Here is a 19,069-nt window from a genome sequence, read left to right on the forward strand (position 1 = left end):
ATTCTCTTGCATTTATTCACTTTGTCAGTATATTTGAAATGTCATTAAACGAATGACTGAACTTTCAAACTGCCTGATATATTCCAGCCGCACTGAATGTATCCGAATGTAAGAAGTGAGAACCTGATCGTCTCTTGTTGTTAATTCCAACAAAGGAGTTCTACCTTTTTACAATATAATTTTTACCAATTACCGGCCTGATTACGTGGACAAACATTTTGTCAACGCCTGGATTTTTTACGTTTATTCAGCGCCTGATTCTACTGTTTGTCCTCGATTAAGAGGGTATTGCTTTCCGGAAAAGCAGTTTTACAAGATTATGGCTGTGCTGTAATGTCCATGCGAAAGTGTGTGCGGCGCACAGAAACGTGGACACCACAGCCATAACTTTTTTCTACTCTGCATTCTTACTCACCTAATTTAACTGGATTCCTCATGCGTAAAGTTTTACTATTATTCTTGTGGGCCTCCCTCTTCTCCTCTTTGGCACACGCCCAGACACGTGAAATAAGCGGGAAAATAACTGCCACCGACGACGGACTCGGACTGGCCGGGGCATCTATTATTTTTAAAGGCTCTAACACCGGATCTAACGCCGATGCAGATGGAAAGTTTAAGTTTACTATACCTGGTGACGGGATTTTAGTTGTTTCTTATGTAGGGTTCTTAATTAAAGAGATTGCAGTTGGGAATCAATCTGTATTTGAAATTAAACTTGATGCAGATACACGTCAGTTATCGGAAGTTGTTGTTACTGCCTTTGGTATCGAGCGCGAAAGAAAAGCACTTGGTTATACAGTTCAGGAAGTGAAAGGATCAGCATTGACAGAATCTCGCTCCACCAACGTTGCCAACGCACTTTCAGGTAAGATTGCAGGTGTTAGAATTCAATCAAACGGCGGTCCTGGCAGCGGATCCACGATTCAGATTCGTGGTGCAGGATCTATTTCCGGTAACAATCAGCCACTTATCGTAGTGGATGGTGTACCTATGCAACAGGCTTCTGCAACTTCGGCCACCAATCAGTACGGTGGTGGAATGTCGGAAGTAAATCCTGATAACATTAAAGATATTTCTGTTTTAAAAGGCCCTAACGCTGCTGCTTTGTACGGTTCACGTGCAGCAAACGGCGTTATTTTAATTACCACAAAAACAGGAAAAGGAACCAAAGGAATTGGTGTGGAAGTGAACTCAAATGTTACTTTCGAGCGCCCATGGATCAAACCTAAGTTCCAAAATACATATGGTGGCGGTAACGGTTACAGAACCTGGTACCACGACGGATGGAGCGGATCTATTACCGATCCTCTTGAAATTCAACAATATCGCGCGGCTTACGGCCCCAATGCTCCACTTTCAGGAACCGAGGGAACGGATGAAAGCTGGGGCGCACCGATGGACGGCCGTTTGGTCAGACAATGGTGGACAGGAAATGATGTGGCACCTTTAACTCCTCAGCCAAATAACTGGGAAGAGTTCTGGAATACAGGTAGTACGGTTTCAAACAGTGTTGCCGTTGCTGGCGGAAACGATCAAGGTTACTTCCGTTTGGGCTTAGGACATACGAAACAAAGTGGAATTGCCTATTACAATGACTTCCATCGTTACAATTTCAAGGTCAATTCGGGCTATAATTTGACCAAAAATCTAAGCGTAGTGCTATCTGCTGAATATATTAAATCCGGCGCCGATAACCGCGGTTATACTTCCGGACAGGAATTTATCTGGTCTCACAGACACGTGTCCTGGAAGCAGCTTCGTAATTATGAGCAATATACCTCGGTACATAATCAGATCCCCGGTGATACTGATCCGCCAAACTGGCAGCATACTTTCTTTACCAACCCGTATTTCTCTCAAAAGAAATTAACGAGTGGAAATAATAAAGACAGATTACTGGGAAATATATCTTTCAACTATAAAATCCTTCCTTCTTTAAGCGTGATGCTTCGCACAGGAACAGATGTATGGAGCGATACCCGTATCAATATTACAAACTTCGAAAGAGTACGCAACGGCACTAAAACTCCGGGCAGATACAATGAAGAAGTTCTTCGTAACCAGGAAACAAACTCCGACGTAATCGTTACTTTTAACAAAGACGTAACCAAAGACTTCTCTTTAAATGTTCAGGGTGGTGCGATCAAAAGAACCAACTATTATAAAAGGAATTACTTTGCTGTTGGTGAGTTGGTTGTAGACGGAGTTTATAACGCTTCCAACTCTATTCCAAGTTTGAACACGATTGAAAGTACAATCATGAAATCTGAAAACCAGAGTGTCTTCGGAGCAGCTCAGATTGGCTTTAGAAACATGTTATTTATGGATATTACCGCCAGAAATGACTGGTCAAGTACATTACCAAAAAATAACAATTCTTACTTCTACCCTTCTGTTTCATTAAGTGCGGTTCTTACTGATATTTTGAATGTAAAAAGCAATGTTCTGAGCTTCGCAAAAGTACGTGCGAGTTTGGCTCAGGTAGGTAACGACGCCGATCCATATGCATTACAGCAAACTTTCACAGCCAACGGATCGTGGAATGGCAGCCTGAGTAAATTTGCCGAAGCTGTAAAAATTGCGAATTCGTCTTTGAAACCGGAAATTACAACAGGTAAAGAATTTGGAGCGGATTTAAGATTTTTCAAGGGAAGAGTCGGGCTTGATATGACTTATTACAGCCAAAGCACCAAAGATCAAATTCTTGCCGTTGAAATTTCAAAAGCCAGTGGCTACGACAGTCGTGTACTAAACGCAGGTGAAATTACTAACAAAGGGGTTGAAATCATGCTGACTGCCAACCCGGTTAAATTATCCAATGGCTTCTCATGGGATATCGCAGTTAACTTTGCAAAAAACAAAAACAAGGTTGTTGCGCTTGCAGAAGGGCTTACTACCTACACGCTTACAACACAGCGCGGTATGACGTCAGAAGCCCGCATCGGCGAAGCTTACGGTACCTATTACGGAAAAGGATGGTTACGCTCGCCAGATGGAGAAGTTATTTATGCTAACGGACTTCCACAAGTTGCACCAGGAACAATCAAATTGGGCAACATCCAGCCAGACTGGACGGGAGGTATTTCCAATACATTTACTTTCAAAGGAGTTACGGTTTCTGCGCTTGTTGACATTCGTATGGGCGGAGATATTTTTGACGAAGGAACTGCAACCGGACGCTGGACTGGTCAATATGCCGAAACTGCTGTTGGACGAGAAGAAGGCGTAGTGGGTGACGGAGTTAAATTGATGTCTGATGGTTCTTATGCAAAAAATGACATCATCATTCCTGCGAAAGAATTCTATGCTTACAACAATCCACGCAACTATCATGAAGCAGCAATTTTCGATGCAAGTTATGTGAAGCTTCGTGAACTTACGCTTGGGTACAGCCTTCCTCCTTACTTGTTGAAAAAGACTTTCTTCCAGACTGCCAAGTTGTCTCTTGTAGGTCGTAACGTATGGATGATCTTTAAAAATACACCGCACGTGGATCCTGAATTTGATTCAAAAGGTGGAAATGCTCAGGGATTTGGGTATGGCCAGCTTCCAAGTTCAAGAAGTATGGGTGTTAACTTAAGCTTCTCATTCTAATCTTCCTGTTTATCCGGAATCTTTAATTGACTTTCATTATGAGAAAAATAACATACAAACCATTAGTACTTGCACTGACAGCTTTATTTTCAATTAACAGCTGCACAAAAGATTTCGAAGAAATAAATTCTAACCCGAACAGTCCTACGCTGGTTAAGGCTCAGTATATTCTTACCTCAGGTCTTGAATCATCCATTGACCGTTATTGGGGACACAGAGATCGGTTTGAACGTATTAATATTGATGCGGCAGAACTCTACATGCAACACCTGACCCGCAATATTTATTCAAATGAAGGCGATGACTATACTGTTTCGGTAGCTGTAACGAATAATAACTGGAAAGGCTTTTTCAACGATGCTCAGGTTAATTTCCAAAGAATTATTACAATGTCTTCACCTGAAGGCATTACGCCAAATACGAATTATGCAGGCGTCGCACTACTTATGAGAACCTGGGTCTTCTCATTGTTAACGGATATGTATGGACCAATTCCTTACACGGAAGCAATTCAAGGTACATCGGAAACGCCAATTTATACGCCCAAATACGATTCACAGGAAGCAATTTACACCGCTATGCTGGCTGATTTAAAGTCGGCAAATGAAATGCTGGTTGTTGGTGGCCCAGCCATAGCAGGTGATATCGTTTACAGTGGAGACATATTAAAATGGAAAAAGTTCGCTAACTCACTTCGCCTCAGACTTGCGAACCGCCAGGCAAAAAAGAAACCCGCAGAATCAAAAGCTGTTTTTGCGGAGATTCTTGGCGATGCTAAAAGATATCCCATTTTCACTACCAATGCAGATAACGCCCAACTGAATTGTTCTGCCGTTCTGCCAAGCAATAATGAATGGAACCAGATCATCATTCAGGGTGGCCGTACGGACTGGAATTTAAGTAAAACAATTGTTGACCAAATGAATTCCATGGGTGATACAAGAATTACAGTATATGCCAATCCGAACAAAGCAGGCCTTTATCAGGGACATCCGAATGGATTACCAGATGCTATTGCAACGACTTTCCTTGCTACAAGCTCTACCATCGGAAGTTATTTTACCAAAGCAACGGCACCAGAAGTGATCATGACTTTTTCTGAGCTGAACTTTATTTTGGCAGAAGCCACTATTGACGGAGACATTACCGGCAGCGCTGAAACATATTTCCAGACAGCCATCAATGCTTCTTTCACGCAATATGGCTTAACTCCTCCTGCTGCATTCCTGTCAAAACTTGGCAGTGCAACAAAGGCCAAAATCATGGAACAAAAATGGGTTGCTTTATTTGGACAAGGTATTGAAGCCTGGACAGAATGGCGGCGCACAGGCTTACCTGTTTTTCCTGCACCGGATGTCAGAGCAGTATTAAACAACGATGGCGTACTTCCAACGCGCTTCACCTATTCCACTAACGAATATTCTCTTAACAAAACCAGCGTCGAGGCTGGCGTTCAGTTATTAGGTGGAAAAGACGATATGAAAACCAAACTTTGGTGGGTTGAATAAATATGATTTATCAGATAATTGACTAAAAAATATTGAAAATGAAATCATATAAAAAACATTTCAAAATTCTCGGTTTCTGTTTTCTTGCCGGAGCCACATTATTTGCCTGCGAAGAAGAGGATCCATGGGTTGACGCAACAGTAGCACCCGTTTTGGTAAATATTATTGGAGCACCTTTTGGCTACCCGATTGAAAAACAGCCCACGGTAACTTACGACAGCTCTGCACAGGAACTGGTTTTTTCTGCCAGGTTACTTGAACTGGACAAGACCAATATTCTGGACAACTCCAAGGGCATCGATTCCATACCGACACCGAATGTTCAGATTGCGATTAATTACGAGATCAATAAAACAATAAAAAAAGATACCGTAAAGTTTCAATCCAAAACCTTCCTTTTTTCAGCAGATGTATTAAAAGCGGCTGGCAAATTAGGAGATATTACGTCTGACGCGAGTGGTTTGGTAACGTTTAAAACGACGTATAAAGCACTTGGTTTTCAGGGCAATCGCATTCAGCGGAAGGGCGATCTTATTAAGCTAACCTGGACGGGCACCTACAAAGGATTCACATTTACGAGATTATCACAAGCCTCTGTCACAGCAAAATAGGGAATTATAAAAAATTTTATTTAAATTTAGGATATCATTCACTCCCATTACTATTACTTAACTTTTACAATAAGATGAACCAGAAAATTGACCGTCGCAATTTGTTGAAATCAGGCTTAATGGCCATCGGTGGTATGACGCTAGCCCCTCATTTGAGTTTCGGCGGCGCATTTGAAGACATGCCTTTATCTCTTGATCCAGAAAATCGTATCTACCGCAGCCCAATGGTTCGCGAACATTTTCTTGACAAGAAACCAGATCTTTCCAAAATGGTACGTCTTGGTGCTAACGAAAATCCATATGGCCCACCAAAAACAGCTCAAAAAGCGGTTTGTGATTCAGTAGCAGGTGGAAACCGTTATGCATGGAAAGAAATGAATGATTTGGTTGACAAGATCGCTAAAAAAGAAGGCGTATCTAAAGACTATATCATGATGGGCCCGGGATCTTCTGATCTATTGGAAAAAGTAGCTTTGGTACTTTTCATGAACGGTGGAAATATTGTTTCTGCTGACCCTTGCTATATGTCTCTTATTCAGGTTGCTAAATCTGTTGGAGCAACATGGAAAGCTGTTCCTGTCAAAGAAGACCATTCGCATGACTTGAAAGCTATGGAAGCTGCTGTGGATAAAGACACAAAACTTATCTACATATGTAATCCAAACAACCCGACCGGCGCTATCACAACTGGTAAGGATCTGTTGGATTTCTGTTCACGCGTTTCTGAGAAAGTACCTATTTTCATTGACGAAGCGTATATTGAACTAGCGGTTGGTGCTGATACTGAAAGTATGGTATCCTTGCTTCAAAAAAATAAAAACGTAATTATCGCACGTACATTCTCTAAAATTATGGGAATGGCCGGAATTCGCGTTGGGTACATGGCTGCTCAACCTGCATTCATTAAGCAAATCGAAAAAATCACGCGCGGCGGAATGGGAATTTCTTACACTTCAATCGCTGCTGCTTCTGCCGCAATGGATGACAGTGAATTCCAGGTAATGACCCGCAAATTGAACCACGAAGCAAAAACATACCTTTACGCGAATCTGGATAAAATGGGTTACAAATACATCCCGTCTTATACCAACTTTGTGATCTTCCCTGTAAGTATGTCAGGCAAAGATTTGCTGTCCAAAATGGCTGCCAAAAACATTTCTATCCGTGCTTTTGATATCCAGAACAAACCATGGTGCCGCGTAAGTATCGGTACAATGGACGAAATGAAAACTTTCGTGGGAGCCCTTGGAACCATTAGCTAATTTGCTGTAATCTGATTGATGGCTGGTTTTTCGGAACGTATATCCAAACCGGATAAGACCCCGAGAAACCAGCCTATCCTTTTTGATTTTTATTCATTTCACCGGACATCTTCATGTCGGGTACATAGTCAATAAAAAAGTATTTATCATGAGTGATGCCTTACAAAAAACCATCACCCTACTTTTATTAATCGGCCTTGGACTTTTGCTCAGGGGGAAATTTAAAAGTAAGGATCAAACCAACGGTATTAAAGAAATCATTCTTTCTGTTGCTTTGCCATCAACAATCTTTATTTCGTTAATGAAGATTGACATTGATTCATCAATGATCATCATTCCGCTGGTCACACTGGTTTTCAATTTTCTTATGTTTTTTTCAGCGCCGCTCGCTTTTGCGCTTTTTGGAATTGAAAAAAATAGTCCGACAGGCCGTACGCTTATGATGTTAATTCCTTCATTGGCGCCGGGTTTATCCTGTTTTCCTTTCATTGCCGAATTCCTGGGTGAAAAGAGCCTTGCCATTGCTGCACTTGCTGATGTTGGAAACAAATTTTTTGTACTGATCTCGCTTTACATTCTGGCCATGAACATGTTTCTAAAAAACAGTCATGATACGGAAACAAAGCTGGGCGGAAAACTTAAAAGCTTGTTTGGCAATATGCTTCAGGAGCCAATTAATGTGTTAATTATTCTGGCTCTTGTCCTTCTGGGTTTGGGAATCAACTACGCGACACTTCCCTTTGTAATTACTGAAATCTTTGATAAAACCAGTGCCATGATGACGCCGCTTGTGTTGTTATTTATTGGCTTGGCAGTTCAGCTTAAAGAAGGCAAAAAACGTATCGTGGCAAGTATTTTGCTTTTCAGAGCTGGAATTACCATGCTTATCAGCGCGGGTATGATCTACGTTTTAAATTTAACGGATCAATCCATGGTTTTACTGGCGATCGTCATTCCTTTGAGCGCAGCAAGTTTCTGGCCTCTGGCTCATATTTCTGCATTCAATTTGCGTGAAGATGCGATGGGACTGGCGAAAGAAAAAAGAACTTTTGACATGGAACTTGCGGTGTTACTTCTGGCATTTTCTCTCCCGTTTTCAACAATTCTTATTCTTGGAATTTTGTCAACCGGTGCTTTATTTGCAAATTTAACAACGCTGATTATTGCTGGTGTCGTACTGATTGCTTTGGGCGGATTACCTAATTTGTTCAGCAAAGTTTTTGTCAGAGTATCAAAAGCCTGATTCAACTATTCTTATGCGTAAAAAAATAATTATTCCGTTTCTTTCCCTGTTATCTTTTGCTGCAATAGCGCAGTCAGAAAACAATACTGAAAGTGAAAAAACGGAAGTAGCAGACGGGACTTCGGCAAAAGAAAAAAAGCGTTACAAATACTTTTGCGCGAATGCGAGTGTGACCATGGCGGACGGAACCCTGAAGCCTATACGTGAGGTAAAGGTTGGAGAAAAAGTCAGGACTTGCCATAAAGGAAAAAGTATTACAACAAAGGTAAAAGGGGTTGAGGTATTTTACAATCCGGATGCAGCACTGACAGCCGTTTATCTTCGTCCCACAAACGAAACGCTGGCGCGAAATGAAACCTGGCCACTGGTACCAGCCGTTCTTTTGGAAGCCACGCCACATCATCAGGTACAAACCGACAAAGGAAACAAAGCCATGAAACAGCTTTCAAAAAATGATATTTTATATCATTTTGAACCTGAAACCGGTGAAATTTCCAGTTGGAAAGTGGGTGTGGTGCAGACAAACGCCAGAAAAGTTGAAAGAGCCTACAATCTTACCACAGAAGAAGGCTCCTATTTAATTGAAAATGTAATTGTTTCAGATAAGTAAAACCTATTTTCTTTACCAACGTTTTGAAAAAAATCCAAAGCCCGTTTCAAAGCGGTGTCTTTGGATTCTTCATTTTATCACTTAGGCTTCTCATATACTTTCTTTACGTCGCCTGTCATTTTTGAAAAACCTTTCCGACCTTTACACCGTCAATAGAATTTACTCCAATAACATTTAGCATTAATACCGTGTCAGAATTCCACTTGTCGTCCACACCAAAAGCAGCAGGATTTACTTTCCCAGCCGAGTGGCAGCCACATCGCGCTACCTGGTTAACCTTCCCGCATAACGATGCTTCCTGGCAGGGCGACCGGCTTTCTAAAATGTATCCGCAATATCTGGCTTTCATCAAGGCGATCAGTCAGGCAGAAAATGTAGGCATTATTGCCAATGACGAAAATCTAAAACAATTCATTATTGGAGAACTGGAAAAAATCCAGGTTGATTTATCCAAAATTGAATTTATTGTAAAACCTACCAACGACGCCTGGTGCCGCGATCACGGACCTGCATTTCTGATCAATCCGGAAACGAAGGAAAAAATGATCGTGGACTGGGGACACAACGCGTGGGGAGGAAAATATCCGCCTTATGATGATGATAATCGTACGCCGCAAGCTATTGCAAAATATCTGGATTTGCCATTTGTTACGCCCGGAATTATTATGGAAGGCGGCTCGGTAGAATTTAACGGAGCCGGAAGTTTGCTAACCAGCAAATCCTGTTTGTTAAACCAAAACCGGAATTCTCACCTTAATCAAGCTCAGATTGAAGAATTTCTTTCCGGTTATTATGGAATCGATCAGGTTTTATGGGTTGAAGCCGGAATTGCAGGAGATGATACCGACGGACATATTGACGACACGACCCGTTTTATTAATGAAAATACCGTAATAGCCGCCGTAGAAAACGATCCAAACGATGAAAATTACAAGATTTTGCAAACGAATCTTAAAATGATGAAGGAAATGCGTTTGTTGAACGGAAAGCAATTAAACATCATTGAAATTCCCATGCCGAAAGCGGTTATTATCGACGATTTCCGCACACCCGGTTCTTATGTAAATTTCCTGATGTGCAATGCCGGAGTTATTGTCCCGGTTTTCAATAATCCAAACGATCAGATTGCGATAGACATTTTGGAAAAAGCAATGCCTGACAGAAAAATCATTCCTTTGGAAGCTACTGAAATCATCTGGGGACAAGGAAGTTTTCATTGTTTGAGCCAACAGGAACCGACTGTTTAAGCATTCAAGATAAAACTCCCTGTTTTAATAATCTAAAAAATATCATTAAAACGGGGAGTTTGCATTACGGTTCCTTTCGGCTGATATTAACTGATTCGATAATAAATTTCCTCATTTCAAAAGTACTTTCATTAAACTGGAAATCGATCGAAGGATGGGCAGGATTGGCATAATACAGCAGATCACCAAATACGATCGGCCGATCTTTTGCGATAATATTGCCTCCCGATTTTATGATCGTGAGATTGTATTTTTTCGTATTCATATTTAATGAGATAATCGTCGTGTGGCTTGTGCCAGGTGGGATATTACCAACCCATTCCATCTCACCAGGCAAACTTCTCATCAGCGTAACATCACCGCTATTGGTAATAATCATTCGGACAATAATCACGCTTGTTCCGTCCGTTATATCCATCATCAGATCGCTTCCGTAACCTGTAACCGTTCCTGTGTAATAGAACCACAAAGGCTGCGTAAAGCTCGTGGGACTTCCGCGGAAACCTACAAATTGATTACGCGAATCAAGCCCTGTAGCCGGTGCCTGAGAGAATGTAAGTGCTTTTTCACCCGTATTTGTTGCTGACGTCGTGATCCGAAGCCTTGGATTAAGTACCGCTTCATAGGTAATTTGATCCCCCGCAGGATCGCCGGGAATATCCTTAACAGGCAAACTACCAATAATATCACTTTCGAAGGTTTCAGTCAGTATGGCGGTAGTTCTGCATGAAGTTAACACACAAGCCAATAAAAAAATGACAACAAGTTTGCAGTTTTTCATTTTTGATAAAAGTTTAAATTTTATCAAAAGTATTAAGATGGATTTCAGGTTTTAAGCGTAGAATTACCTCATTGAGTGAACGGTGGGATTACACGTTTTTCGGATTCAGCCAATTATCTGCTTTGTCATAAATGAGCTGATAAAGACTTCGTCTGGTTATGACAAATTCAGCATGAAAGCTCAGGCCTTTGGAGAGAAAGACTGCATAGCCATTTTTCAGCTGAATCTTTTTTTGTAATAAAACACATTTAACTTTAAAAACCGGAAGATCATTGATTACTATAAAATCATGCGCTATATCCGTGACCTTACCTTTTATCATTCCCCATTCATTATAATTAAAAGCGTCTATTCTAAACAAAACACGCTGTCCTTTTTTGATCAAACCTATATTCTGAGGTGAAACGTAACATTCGGCGATCAGTACCGAATCATCAGGTGAAATGGTACCCAGTGTTTCTCCTGCCTGAATAAAACTACCAATATATTTACCTGAGATTTGCTGAACAGTTCCTGTAACTGGCGCTTTAATCGTAAAATTTTTCCTCTGTTCTTCCAGTTGTTTAGCCTCCGACAACAATTGCTGCAACGCCGTATGCTGACTTGTTAAATCCGACTGCCACTGCCCCATTTGCTGACGAAAAGTTGATTCGTATTGGGCAACCAACTGGGTATGCTCAAACTCTTTTGCATCAAACTCACGCATAGCAATAACCTTTTCCTTAAAAAGCTTCCGGTCTGCATCCAGCTCCTTTTTTATCTTTTGCTGATGAAAAAGATTTTCCTGCATTTTAGATTGAAACGAAAAAAACTGCTGAGCGTAAAGCGATGTACCAAAAGTCTGATTGTCATATAATGAAACTTTGTTCAGGTGAATTAACTTTTCAAGATCATCAATAAAAGAAGTTCTTTCAACCTGCTGATCAGTATTTAATTGAGATTTCGTGGATAATTCCTGTGAGTTAATTTCATACAAAATTTCTCCCTTTTTTACTGACTGATTTTCATTTACCAGGGCATTTTGTATCACACCATTGACAAGAGACCGAAGCTCTGTTTTTTCATTTTTCGTTCTTAAATTACCATTGCTGGGTACGGAAATATCGATGTAAAGAAACGGAAGCGAAAATAAAGTCATTATGACCGCTAAAATAGTAATCGTATATATCCATTGACTTCTAACGGCTACGCGTGGCAAATAATTTTCTATACTGTTTTCCAGAACGTCTGCGGGGAAAAATTGCTGTTGCATGAATCAGGAAAGATTAGACTGAATGATTTGAAGACTCTGATAATATTACGCCCTGCTGTTTCCACAATACCTGATATTGACCGTTTTGCAGAAGCAATTCTTCATGCGTACCCTGTTCTATAACCTTACCTTTATGAACAACGATAATTTCATCTGCATCCCGGATAGTAGACAATCTATGGGCAATAAGCACAACGGTTCTTCCAAGCGCGCACAACGACCTTATCGTATCCTGCACATACTGTTCAGAAATAGTATCAAGAGACGATGTTGCCTCATCAAAAATGATAATTTCCGGTTCACGGTAGAGAGCCCTTAAAATTGCCAGTCTCTGCCTTTGACCACCCGAAAGATTATTTCCATTTTCTGTCAGTTCTGTTGCATATCCATTTGGCAATTCCTCAATAAATTCATGAATACCAAGTTTTCTGGCGTAGTGAAGTATCTTTTTTACATCCGGCTCAAATTCGCCCAGCGCTACATTTTCCAGAACGGTTGCTGCGAATAAATGAATTTGCTGCGGAACTACGCTGACCAATCTTCGTAAACTTTCATTGCTCAGATGCTGAATATCGTAATCTCCTATTCTTACGCGGCCATTTTTAAGCGGATATAAATTTTGCAGCAAAGAAATAAGCGTAGATTTCCCCGAACCGCTTTCTCCAACAATCGCGGTAATTTTTTCTTTTTTTATCGTCAGATTTAAGTTTTCAAAAATAACTGCCCGGGTTCCATATCGGAAGGTAACTTTTTCTAAATGGATATCATCAATCATATCCCTGGTAAGCTCAATTTTGTTTTCTGTCTTTTCCCTTTCAAGATCCATAATCTCAAACAATCGGTCGGCAGCAATCAATGCATCTTGTATCGTCCGGTTTGCACTGATCAGTTTTCCCGCAGGTCCGGTAAAATAGCCGATCAACGCGTAAAAAGAAAAAAGTTCTCCGGCCGTCAATTCATTGCTAATGACAAAGGAAGTGCCAACCCAAAGTAAAACAATTGTGAAACCCTGGGATACTACGCCACTTGCAGTCCCAACAGACAAGGAAGCCATAAAAGAGCTGGAAACAGTCCGGATCAACTTGATAAACCGTGTTTCCGTTTTATAATTGGCGTAACTTTCCATACCAAACCGCTTGATGGTAGCCGCTGCATTGAGCGATTCTACGAGCTGGGCTTCCAGCTCAGCGGAATTCTCCATCAGTTCCCTTTGCAGACGTTTGTTCACCCGATTGGAAAGCCAATAAAACAATACATAAAACGGAATAATGGCCAGCATGATCAGTGCCAGTTTCCAGTAATATGTAAACATGAGCATAAATGAAAACAGCACGATAAAGACATTAACGACCAGATCCAGCACGGTTTCATTGATAAAGGAACGGATTTTAACGGCGTCATTTACCCTGGAAATAATTTCTCCGACACGCATGGTATCAAAAAATTGCTGGGGAAGTGTCAGCAAATGTTTGTAATAACCCAGAATAAGCTGGGCATCTATTTGCTGTCCGGTTTTGAAAACAAAAACGGTTTTTATAGTGCCAACTACGGTTTGCAACAACAAAATAAACAGCATACCGACACTCAATAAACGTAACAGATTGATGTTGCCTGTGGGTAGTACGTGATCTGTTATTTTTTGGATATAAATGGAGGTGGATAAACCGAGTAATGTAGCAACGGCTGCACCAAATAATGCCTGGATCATGACACTTTTGTGTGGGTTGACAAGAGCCCAGAACCGATTTAAAGTCGGAATTCGCTGATCGCCAGCCTTAAATTCATCTGACGGTAATAATATCATCAATACACCCGTCCACAACTGTTTGAACTCCTCAATGGTTTTGGAATGAAATTTTCCATCACCCGGGTCCATGTAAGTAATTTTTTTGCCATTTACCTGATATAGAACAACATAGTGTTGTAAGCCTCCTTTTACAATAACATGGGCAACAGCAGGAAGCGGAATTTTGGGAAGACTTTCAACCGTCCCCTTTACACCTTTTGCCTGAAATCCTAGTTTTTGTGCCGCTTCAATCAGACCAAGCATATTGGTTCCTTTTTGATCCGTGCCTGCATATTGGCGGATTCGAGCTATGGGGAGAAGTAATTTATAATGTGCAGCTATTGAAGCGAGACAGGCTGCTCCACAGTCGGTGATGTCGTGTTGTCTGAGGAGGGTGCGTTTGGTCAATGCTACTATATTTATTCAAATTATTAATTAATAAGCAAGTCTATTATTCGGTAGATTTCAGAAGTTGAGTTAATAGCTACATGCAATAAAAATGACCATAATATTGAATTATACCTGATCGTTAAATAACTCATGACAACGCCATAAATAATCTGTGGAAGAACATATATCGGATATAAATAAATTAAATACCAGTTTAATGGAGCAAAATTACCAATGTGAAAAAATCCAAATGCCAGTATTAAAACCCAACATAAATAATTATAGCTTCCTTTTTCTAGGTTTGTAAGCTCGGCTTTAAAAGGTATTTGGCTGTTAAAAAATAAGCCTATAAGGATTAAAAATATAATAACATTATACTCAATAGAAAAAAATTTCAAGTGAAAGAGTTCTGGGAATAGATAATCGATCCAACCAAGAATAACCACCATTAATAAAAATTTGTTTTTTTTTATTAATGGTAATCTAAACAAGACTTCTTCTTCAAAAGGCCCCAATAAACAAATTTTAAAAAAAGATTCTAAATGAGAATTGACGATTTTAAATTCATTTCTATTGGTTCTCAAATTTTCCGAAATGGAGAGATCAAATTGAGCTTTTAAGATTGATTCAATAATTAAAGTTATGATAAGAACTATAAAGAATGAAGATAAAAAGCATAAAATGAATGCCTTCCTAAGCAAGAGAATTTTTTCTTTAAACCTTTCCTTCTTCCCTAAAAAGAAATAAGAATATGGATTATAATAAAATCCTATAATATTTTTAATCATTGTAATTATTAAAATAGTGTAGGAAGTTTCCTTCCTACACTGATCATCTTCTATGTTCTTTATATCCTTGATTGAATCCGGACCAAAAGCTATTCCAGCCCGAAGCAATATATTGCATTACTTGTGAGGCATTATTACCGACTGCCTGAGGATCGTTCAGTATTACTTCTCCACCATAAATGTTAGACTGCTCATTTAGATCCAACATATTTAGGCCTTCAGTATATGTTTCAATATTTTTCGATTGTTTCATAGTAATATTCAGTACGAGTTAAATTATCTTTTTGGGGCTCCATCTATTGTTTTGCTAATTACATGATCCATAAGTGCACGATTTACCATATCAGTTGCGTTTGTTGCATAAGCTACTGCTGAACCAACAAGATATCCCGCGTCATTACAGAACTCATTCCAGGAATACTCTCCATTAATACATTGCAGATCTTCAAGGGACAATTGTGTCACTCCGTAAACATCTAAGTCAATTGTTTTAAAATTCATAATTTCCAAATTTAAATTTTAGCTAACATAATCATGTATCAAATGTTTCTGCTGGCCATCAAATTCATTCGATAACGCCGTAAATGTAATTCCTCACACTGAACTATAATTGCAGTACTAAAAAATTTCAAAAATAAAATAGGCACCAACAAAAACTGTATTGTATAAGAAATGTAACAGGACTCCGTACCAAAAACCGTAAATAATCCTTATATGGCCTAATATTAGTCCCAATACTGTTTGAGGCAATGTTATGATAGGAATAAATGCATAATGAGAGGAAGTAAATTCGAAATTAAAGATATGCATCCAACCAAAGAGCAAAGCAGAAATATAAAACAGTAATTTAAAATAGGGCTTATTTCTTAAATTGCCTAATTGCAGCCGAAAAATTCCTTCTTCTACAAGAGGTGCTATTATCATGGCACCAAATATCAGATATAAAACCACATCTTTTCTTTCAATTAGTTTAAGTGTATGAAGAAAGCTGAATTCCTTTAGAAATTCGACCATCGAGCCAATTAATACACAAAGCAAAATCGAAAAAACCAAATAATACAACCCAACGTCAGTCAATTTTTGGCGAAAAGACAAAGTTTTGTAATCAGGATGATTAGGATTTTTTATAAATTGGATAAAATGCCCAACTAAATACTTAAAATGAATGATCATTGCCGGCTAATTTAATTTAACTCCGCTGTATTTAAGGAATTCGCCTCTATCATTTGTACCTCCTTCAATTTCTTTTATCTCATCTCTACTTAACTCTTTAAATCCGATACTAAACTGAACTTCTCTCTCATAGCAATAAGTACGGCGGATTGGGCAAAAAACAATAGGCGCACCCATTTCACGCATAGCACGTATATACTCAAAAACTGCTCTTTCTGATAAATCTAATTTTGCGGCCAGTTCAGCAGGTGACCCGGTTGCTTTTCTACGGATCATGCCGTGAAGGCGTTCAAATCTTTCAAAGTATTTTGTCAGGTTCATAATTTATCAGGTAGATGTAGTTGACGATAAAAGCCCTTTCTTTAAACTTTAATATTTATTTTCGGCTTACCTTAATCGCGTGATTACCCAAACTATCACACATTGATATAAGCAATTATTTACACCGAATCCGCCACCATGTGACAGAAAATATTGAAATGTTTCATATGAGAATGGCTTTAATAAGTGACCAACAGAAATAATTACGTATTCAAAGTAAGCCCGTTGAAATTTTATAAAAAAATAACTTCGACCGATTAAATTCTATTTTCGATAAAACATGGGTGAAGTGTAGCTCAACCGATCAAATTAGGTCATGAATAAAAACATACAGTGCTTCATTATTGATGATGAGCCTCACGCCCGTGATGTCATCAAAAAATTTGTTTCACGCGTACCATTTCTTGAAATAACAGGTGAGTTTGACAATGCTTTGGAGGCTCTTTTTCAGATTCATGACAAAAAGCCTGACCTGGTATTTCTTGATGTTGAAATGCCGGAAATGAACGGCTTCGAATTTATCCGCACCCTACAAGGGCATCGACCTCAAATTATTATGGTAACTGCTTATCAGCGGTACGCCCTGGATGGTTTTGACCATCAGGTAGCCGATTATCTGCTTAAACCTATTGCTTTTGAGCGCTTCATTCGTGCTGTCTACAAAGTAACCGAACTACTGCCAGGACTGGAACCGGCGTCCCAAACTTATCCATCTAACTATTTAATTCCTGAAAAGCCCGTTAAAATCCTTTATCAACCAATAAAAAAACAAAACAATAATGATGACTTTCTTTTAATTAAAGAGGATAAGAAATTGATAAGACTTGTGATTGACGAAATTGTTTTGATAGAGGCAATGAAGGATTACGTTAAAATACACCTTCCTTCAAGGACTATCATTACACATGTCACCATGAGTAAAATTCAAGAAATACTTCCAGCAGATCGCTTTTTACGAGTAAGTCGTTCTTCTATTTTACGTAAAAACGTTATTGGTGAAATCGAAGGAAACCAAATCATCACAACTGACGGAAAAAAAGTACATATTGGAATCACTTATCGAGAAATCGTAATGAAAATTTTAAAAAATAAAGTATGAAAATTTACGTTCCTAGAAACCCCATATTAAACCGGACTTCCCTTTCATTATAATAAGTTCTTCGATGAGGACAAAAAGAAATAGGTGCACCCATTTCCCGCATGGCACGTATGTACTCAAACACAGCTCTTTCAGATAAATCTAATTTTACAGCCAAGTCAGCAGGAGATCCGGTTGCTTTTCTACCGATCATGCTGTGCAGGCGATCAAAGCGCTAAAAGTATTTTGTCAGGTTCATAATTTGTATAGTGATGTATAGATTATAATTGGAAAAAACTTGATAATTCCTTCTTTAAACCCATCAATACAAGATGGAAACAATAAAACCCTTGACAACAACATAAGACTACTCACCACCGGGCCAATTATCAATCCGACTAAGAAAGTAGTTAGATTATAAAAAATCTTCTTCTGTTTTGGATTTACCCAAGTCATATTGATGCAGGATATAAGGATTAATCAATAAAAATCAGCGTTTTTTTAATTCCTTCCGGAAAAAGATCAAATGCAAAATCAGGGTAAGCACGCATAATTTCAATATGCTATTATCTTCCAGATACCCAATAGCTCTTTCCACAGTAACAGCTTTTCCGGGGATGAGTAAGTTCGCTAAGGAACCCGCTACAATACCGGCAAGGGCTGCGAAGAATCCTTTGAAAAAGCATTTTAATCGCAGCGTTTCAATTTCATTCGTTTCATATTTCTCTTTCGAAAAAGTAACGACGATAAGCCCTCCCACCAAAAAACATCCAAATACACTTGAAGATTTTACATCCATTTTAAAATGGGAAAAGGCCGGAATGAGTGTTGACAACAAAGCTATAACGGCGATAACGATTAATAAATAGCCGATTTTTTTATAGGAAAAAGATAGCATACTGTATGTGTGTTAAAAGTCAAAACCAACATTGTAGATCCAAAGTAAAGCAAGGGCGTTGTAAACGGCGTGTAACAATACGCCATACCAGAATCCGTAGATCATTCGGACATAACCCAGCAAAAAGCCCATCAAAGTTTGAGGCAGCGTGATTAGTGGAACAAACAAATAATGACTGCTATCAAAGGCATACGTGATAATATGAATCCAGCCAAAAAGAACCGCCGATAAATAATAAACCCATTTGAAATAGGACTTGACCCTCACATAACCCAACGGAAACCGGAACATGGCTTCTTCTACAAACGGCGCAATAGCAACGGCTGAGACAACAGTAATCAAAATCCGTTGGCCATTATCAAGTTCTATAAGTGGATTATACCATTCCAGTTTCTCTGCAAGCTTCACGGGATACCATAGTAATTCCCCTGCTATAAAAGCGAGAATAGATATATAAATTCCAACATCGATCAGCTTTTTATTGTCAGTCATAGTGGGGTAATCCGGGTTATTGGGATTTCTCACAA

The 19,069-nt window shown here is 39.3% G+C and carries 18 protein-coding genes; 8 read left to right on the top strand and 10 right to left on the bottom strand.

Going from position 1 to position 19,069, the window contains the following annotated elements; genetic code table 11:
• Window positions 1-435: 435 nt before the first annotated feature.
• From FDK13_RS04305 to FDK13_RS04335, 7 genes are all read left to right on the top strand, one after another.
• Window positions 436-3,594: a SusC/RagA family TonB-linked outer membrane protein gene (locus FDK13_RS04305; protein WP_137338759.1), complete on the top strand. Its 3,159-nt coding sequence runs from the start codon at window positions 436-438 to the stop codon at window positions 3,592-3,594.
• Window positions 3,595-3,632: 38 nt separating this feature from the next.
• Entirely contained in the window at window positions 3,633-5,102 is a 1,470-nt protein-coding gene (locus FDK13_RS04310; RefSeq protein WP_137338760.1) for a SusD/RagB family nutrient-binding outer membrane lipoprotein, read from the top strand.
• 38 nt (window positions 5,103-5,140) lie between these two features.
• On the top strand, window positions 5,141-5,713 hold the full coding sequence (locus tag FDK13_RS04315; RefSeq protein ID WP_137338761.1) for a hypothetical protein: 573 nt from the start codon (window positions 5,141-5,143) through the stop codon (window positions 5,711-5,713).
• Window positions 5,714-5,787: 74 nt separating this feature from the next.
• Complete coding sequence (locus tag FDK13_RS04320) at window positions 5,788-6,975, top strand: pyridoxal phosphate-dependent aminotransferase (RefSeq protein WP_137338762.1); 1,188 nt, start codon at window positions 5,788-5,790, stop codon at window positions 6,973-6,975.
• A gap of 148 nt (window positions 6,976-7,123) precedes the next feature.
• Window positions 7,124-8,218 (top strand): AEC family transporter, encoded by a 1,095-nt coding sequence (locus tag FDK13_RS04325; protein WP_137338763.1) that lies wholly within the window; start codon window positions 7,124-7,126, stop codon window positions 8,216-8,218.
• Between the two features lie 13 nt (window positions 8,219-8,231).
• Window positions 8,232-8,828 (top strand): hypothetical protein, encoded by a 597-nt coding sequence (locus FDK13_RS04330; RefSeq protein ID WP_137338764.1) that lies wholly within the window; start codon window positions 8,232-8,234, stop codon window positions 8,826-8,828.
• A gap of 188 nt (window positions 8,829-9,016) precedes the next feature.
• A complete protein-coding gene (locus tag FDK13_RS04335) occupies window positions 9,017-10,075 on the top strand; it encodes an agmatine deiminase family protein (RefSeq protein WP_137338765.1) in 1,059 nt (352 codons plus the stop codon).
• A 64-nt stretch (window positions 10,076-10,139) separates the two neighbouring features.
• On the opposite strand, the gene FDK13_RS04340 is transcribed toward FDK13_RS04335, so the two are convergent.
• The 8 genes from FDK13_RS04340 to FDK13_RS04375 all read right to left on the bottom strand — a co-directional run bounded on the left by FDK13_RS04340 (window position 10,140) and on the right by FDK13_RS04375 (window position 16,566).
• On the bottom strand, window positions 10,140-10,856 hold the full coding sequence (locus FDK13_RS04340) for a hypothetical protein (RefSeq protein WP_137338766.1): 717 nt from the start codon (window positions 10,854-10,856) through the stop codon (window positions 10,140-10,142).
• A gap of 88 nt (window positions 10,857-10,944) precedes the next feature.
• The gene (locus FDK13_RS04345) at window positions 10,945-12,108 is read right to left on the bottom strand and encodes an HlyD family secretion protein (RefSeq protein ID WP_137338767.1); all 1,164 of its coding nucleotides are present in this window, start codon (window positions 12,106-12,108) and stop codon (window positions 10,945-10,947) included.
• A gap of 13 nt (window positions 12,109-12,121) precedes the next feature.
• Entirely contained in the window at window positions 12,122-14,302 is a 2,181-nt protein-coding gene (locus FDK13_RS04350) for a peptidase domain-containing ABC transporter (protein ID WP_229215899.1), read from the bottom strand.
• 23 nt (window positions 14,303-14,325) lie between these two features.
• The gene (locus FDK13_RS04355; RefSeq protein WP_137338769.1) at window positions 14,326-15,072 is read right to left on the bottom strand and encodes a CPBP family glutamic-type intramembrane protease; all 747 of its coding nucleotides are present in this window, start codon (window positions 15,070-15,072) and stop codon (window positions 14,326-14,328) included.
• Window positions 15,073-15,115: 43 nt separating this feature from the next.
• The gene (locus FDK13_RS04360; protein ID WP_137338770.1) at window positions 15,116-15,325 is read right to left on the bottom strand and encodes a hypothetical protein; all 210 of its coding nucleotides are present in this window, start codon (window positions 15,323-15,325) and stop codon (window positions 15,116-15,118) included.
• 23 nt (window positions 15,326-15,348) lie between these two features.
• On the bottom strand, window positions 15,349-15,537 hold the full coding sequence (locus tag FDK13_RS04365) for a hypothetical protein (RefSeq protein ID WP_137338771.1): 189 nt from the start codon (window positions 15,535-15,537) through the stop codon (window positions 15,349-15,351).
• Window positions 15,538-15,690: 153 nt separating this feature from the next.
• On the bottom strand, window positions 15,691-16,245 hold the full coding sequence (locus tag FDK13_RS04370) for a CPBP family intramembrane glutamic endopeptidase (RefSeq protein WP_137338772.1): 555 nt from the start codon (window positions 16,243-16,245) through the stop codon (window positions 15,691-15,693).
• A gap of 6 nt (window positions 16,246-16,251) precedes the next feature.
• Window positions 16,252-16,566, bottom strand: a complete 315-nt coding sequence (locus FDK13_RS04375; protein ID WP_137338773.1) for an HTH domain-containing protein — start codon at window positions 16,564-16,566, stop codon at window positions 16,252-16,254.
• A 316-nt stretch (window positions 16,567-16,882) separates the two neighbouring features.
• On the opposite strand from FDK13_RS04375, the gene FDK13_RS04380 reads away from it, so the two are divergent.
• Window positions 16,883-17,665: a LytR/AlgR family response regulator transcription factor gene (locus tag FDK13_RS04380; RefSeq protein ID WP_137338774.1), complete on the top strand. Its 783-nt coding sequence runs from the start codon at window positions 16,883-16,885 to the stop codon at window positions 17,663-17,665.
• A gap of 469 nt (window positions 17,666-18,134) precedes the next feature.
• Here FDK13_RS04380 and FDK13_RS04390 read toward each other — a convergent pair whose 3' ends face one another.
• Window positions 18,135-18,542 carry a hypothetical protein gene (locus tag FDK13_RS04390; protein ID WP_137338776.1) on the bottom strand — a complete coding sequence of 136 codons (408 nt, stop codon included), beginning with the start codon at window positions 18,540-18,542 and terminating at the stop codon, window positions 18,135-18,137.
• A 12-nt stretch (window positions 18,543-18,554) separates the two neighbouring features.
• Window positions 18,555-19,034, bottom strand: coding sequence for a CPBP family intramembrane glutamic endopeptidase (locus FDK13_RS04395; protein WP_170982708.1), 480 nt, complete (start codon window positions 19,032-19,034; stop codon window positions 18,555-18,557).
• Window positions 19,035-19,069: the final 35 nt, after the last annotated feature.

Source organism: Dyadobacter frigoris, assembly GCF_005280585.1.
Lineage (GTDB): Bacteria > Bacteroidota > Bacteroidia > Cytophagales > Spirosomataceae > Dyadobacter > Dyadobacter frigoris.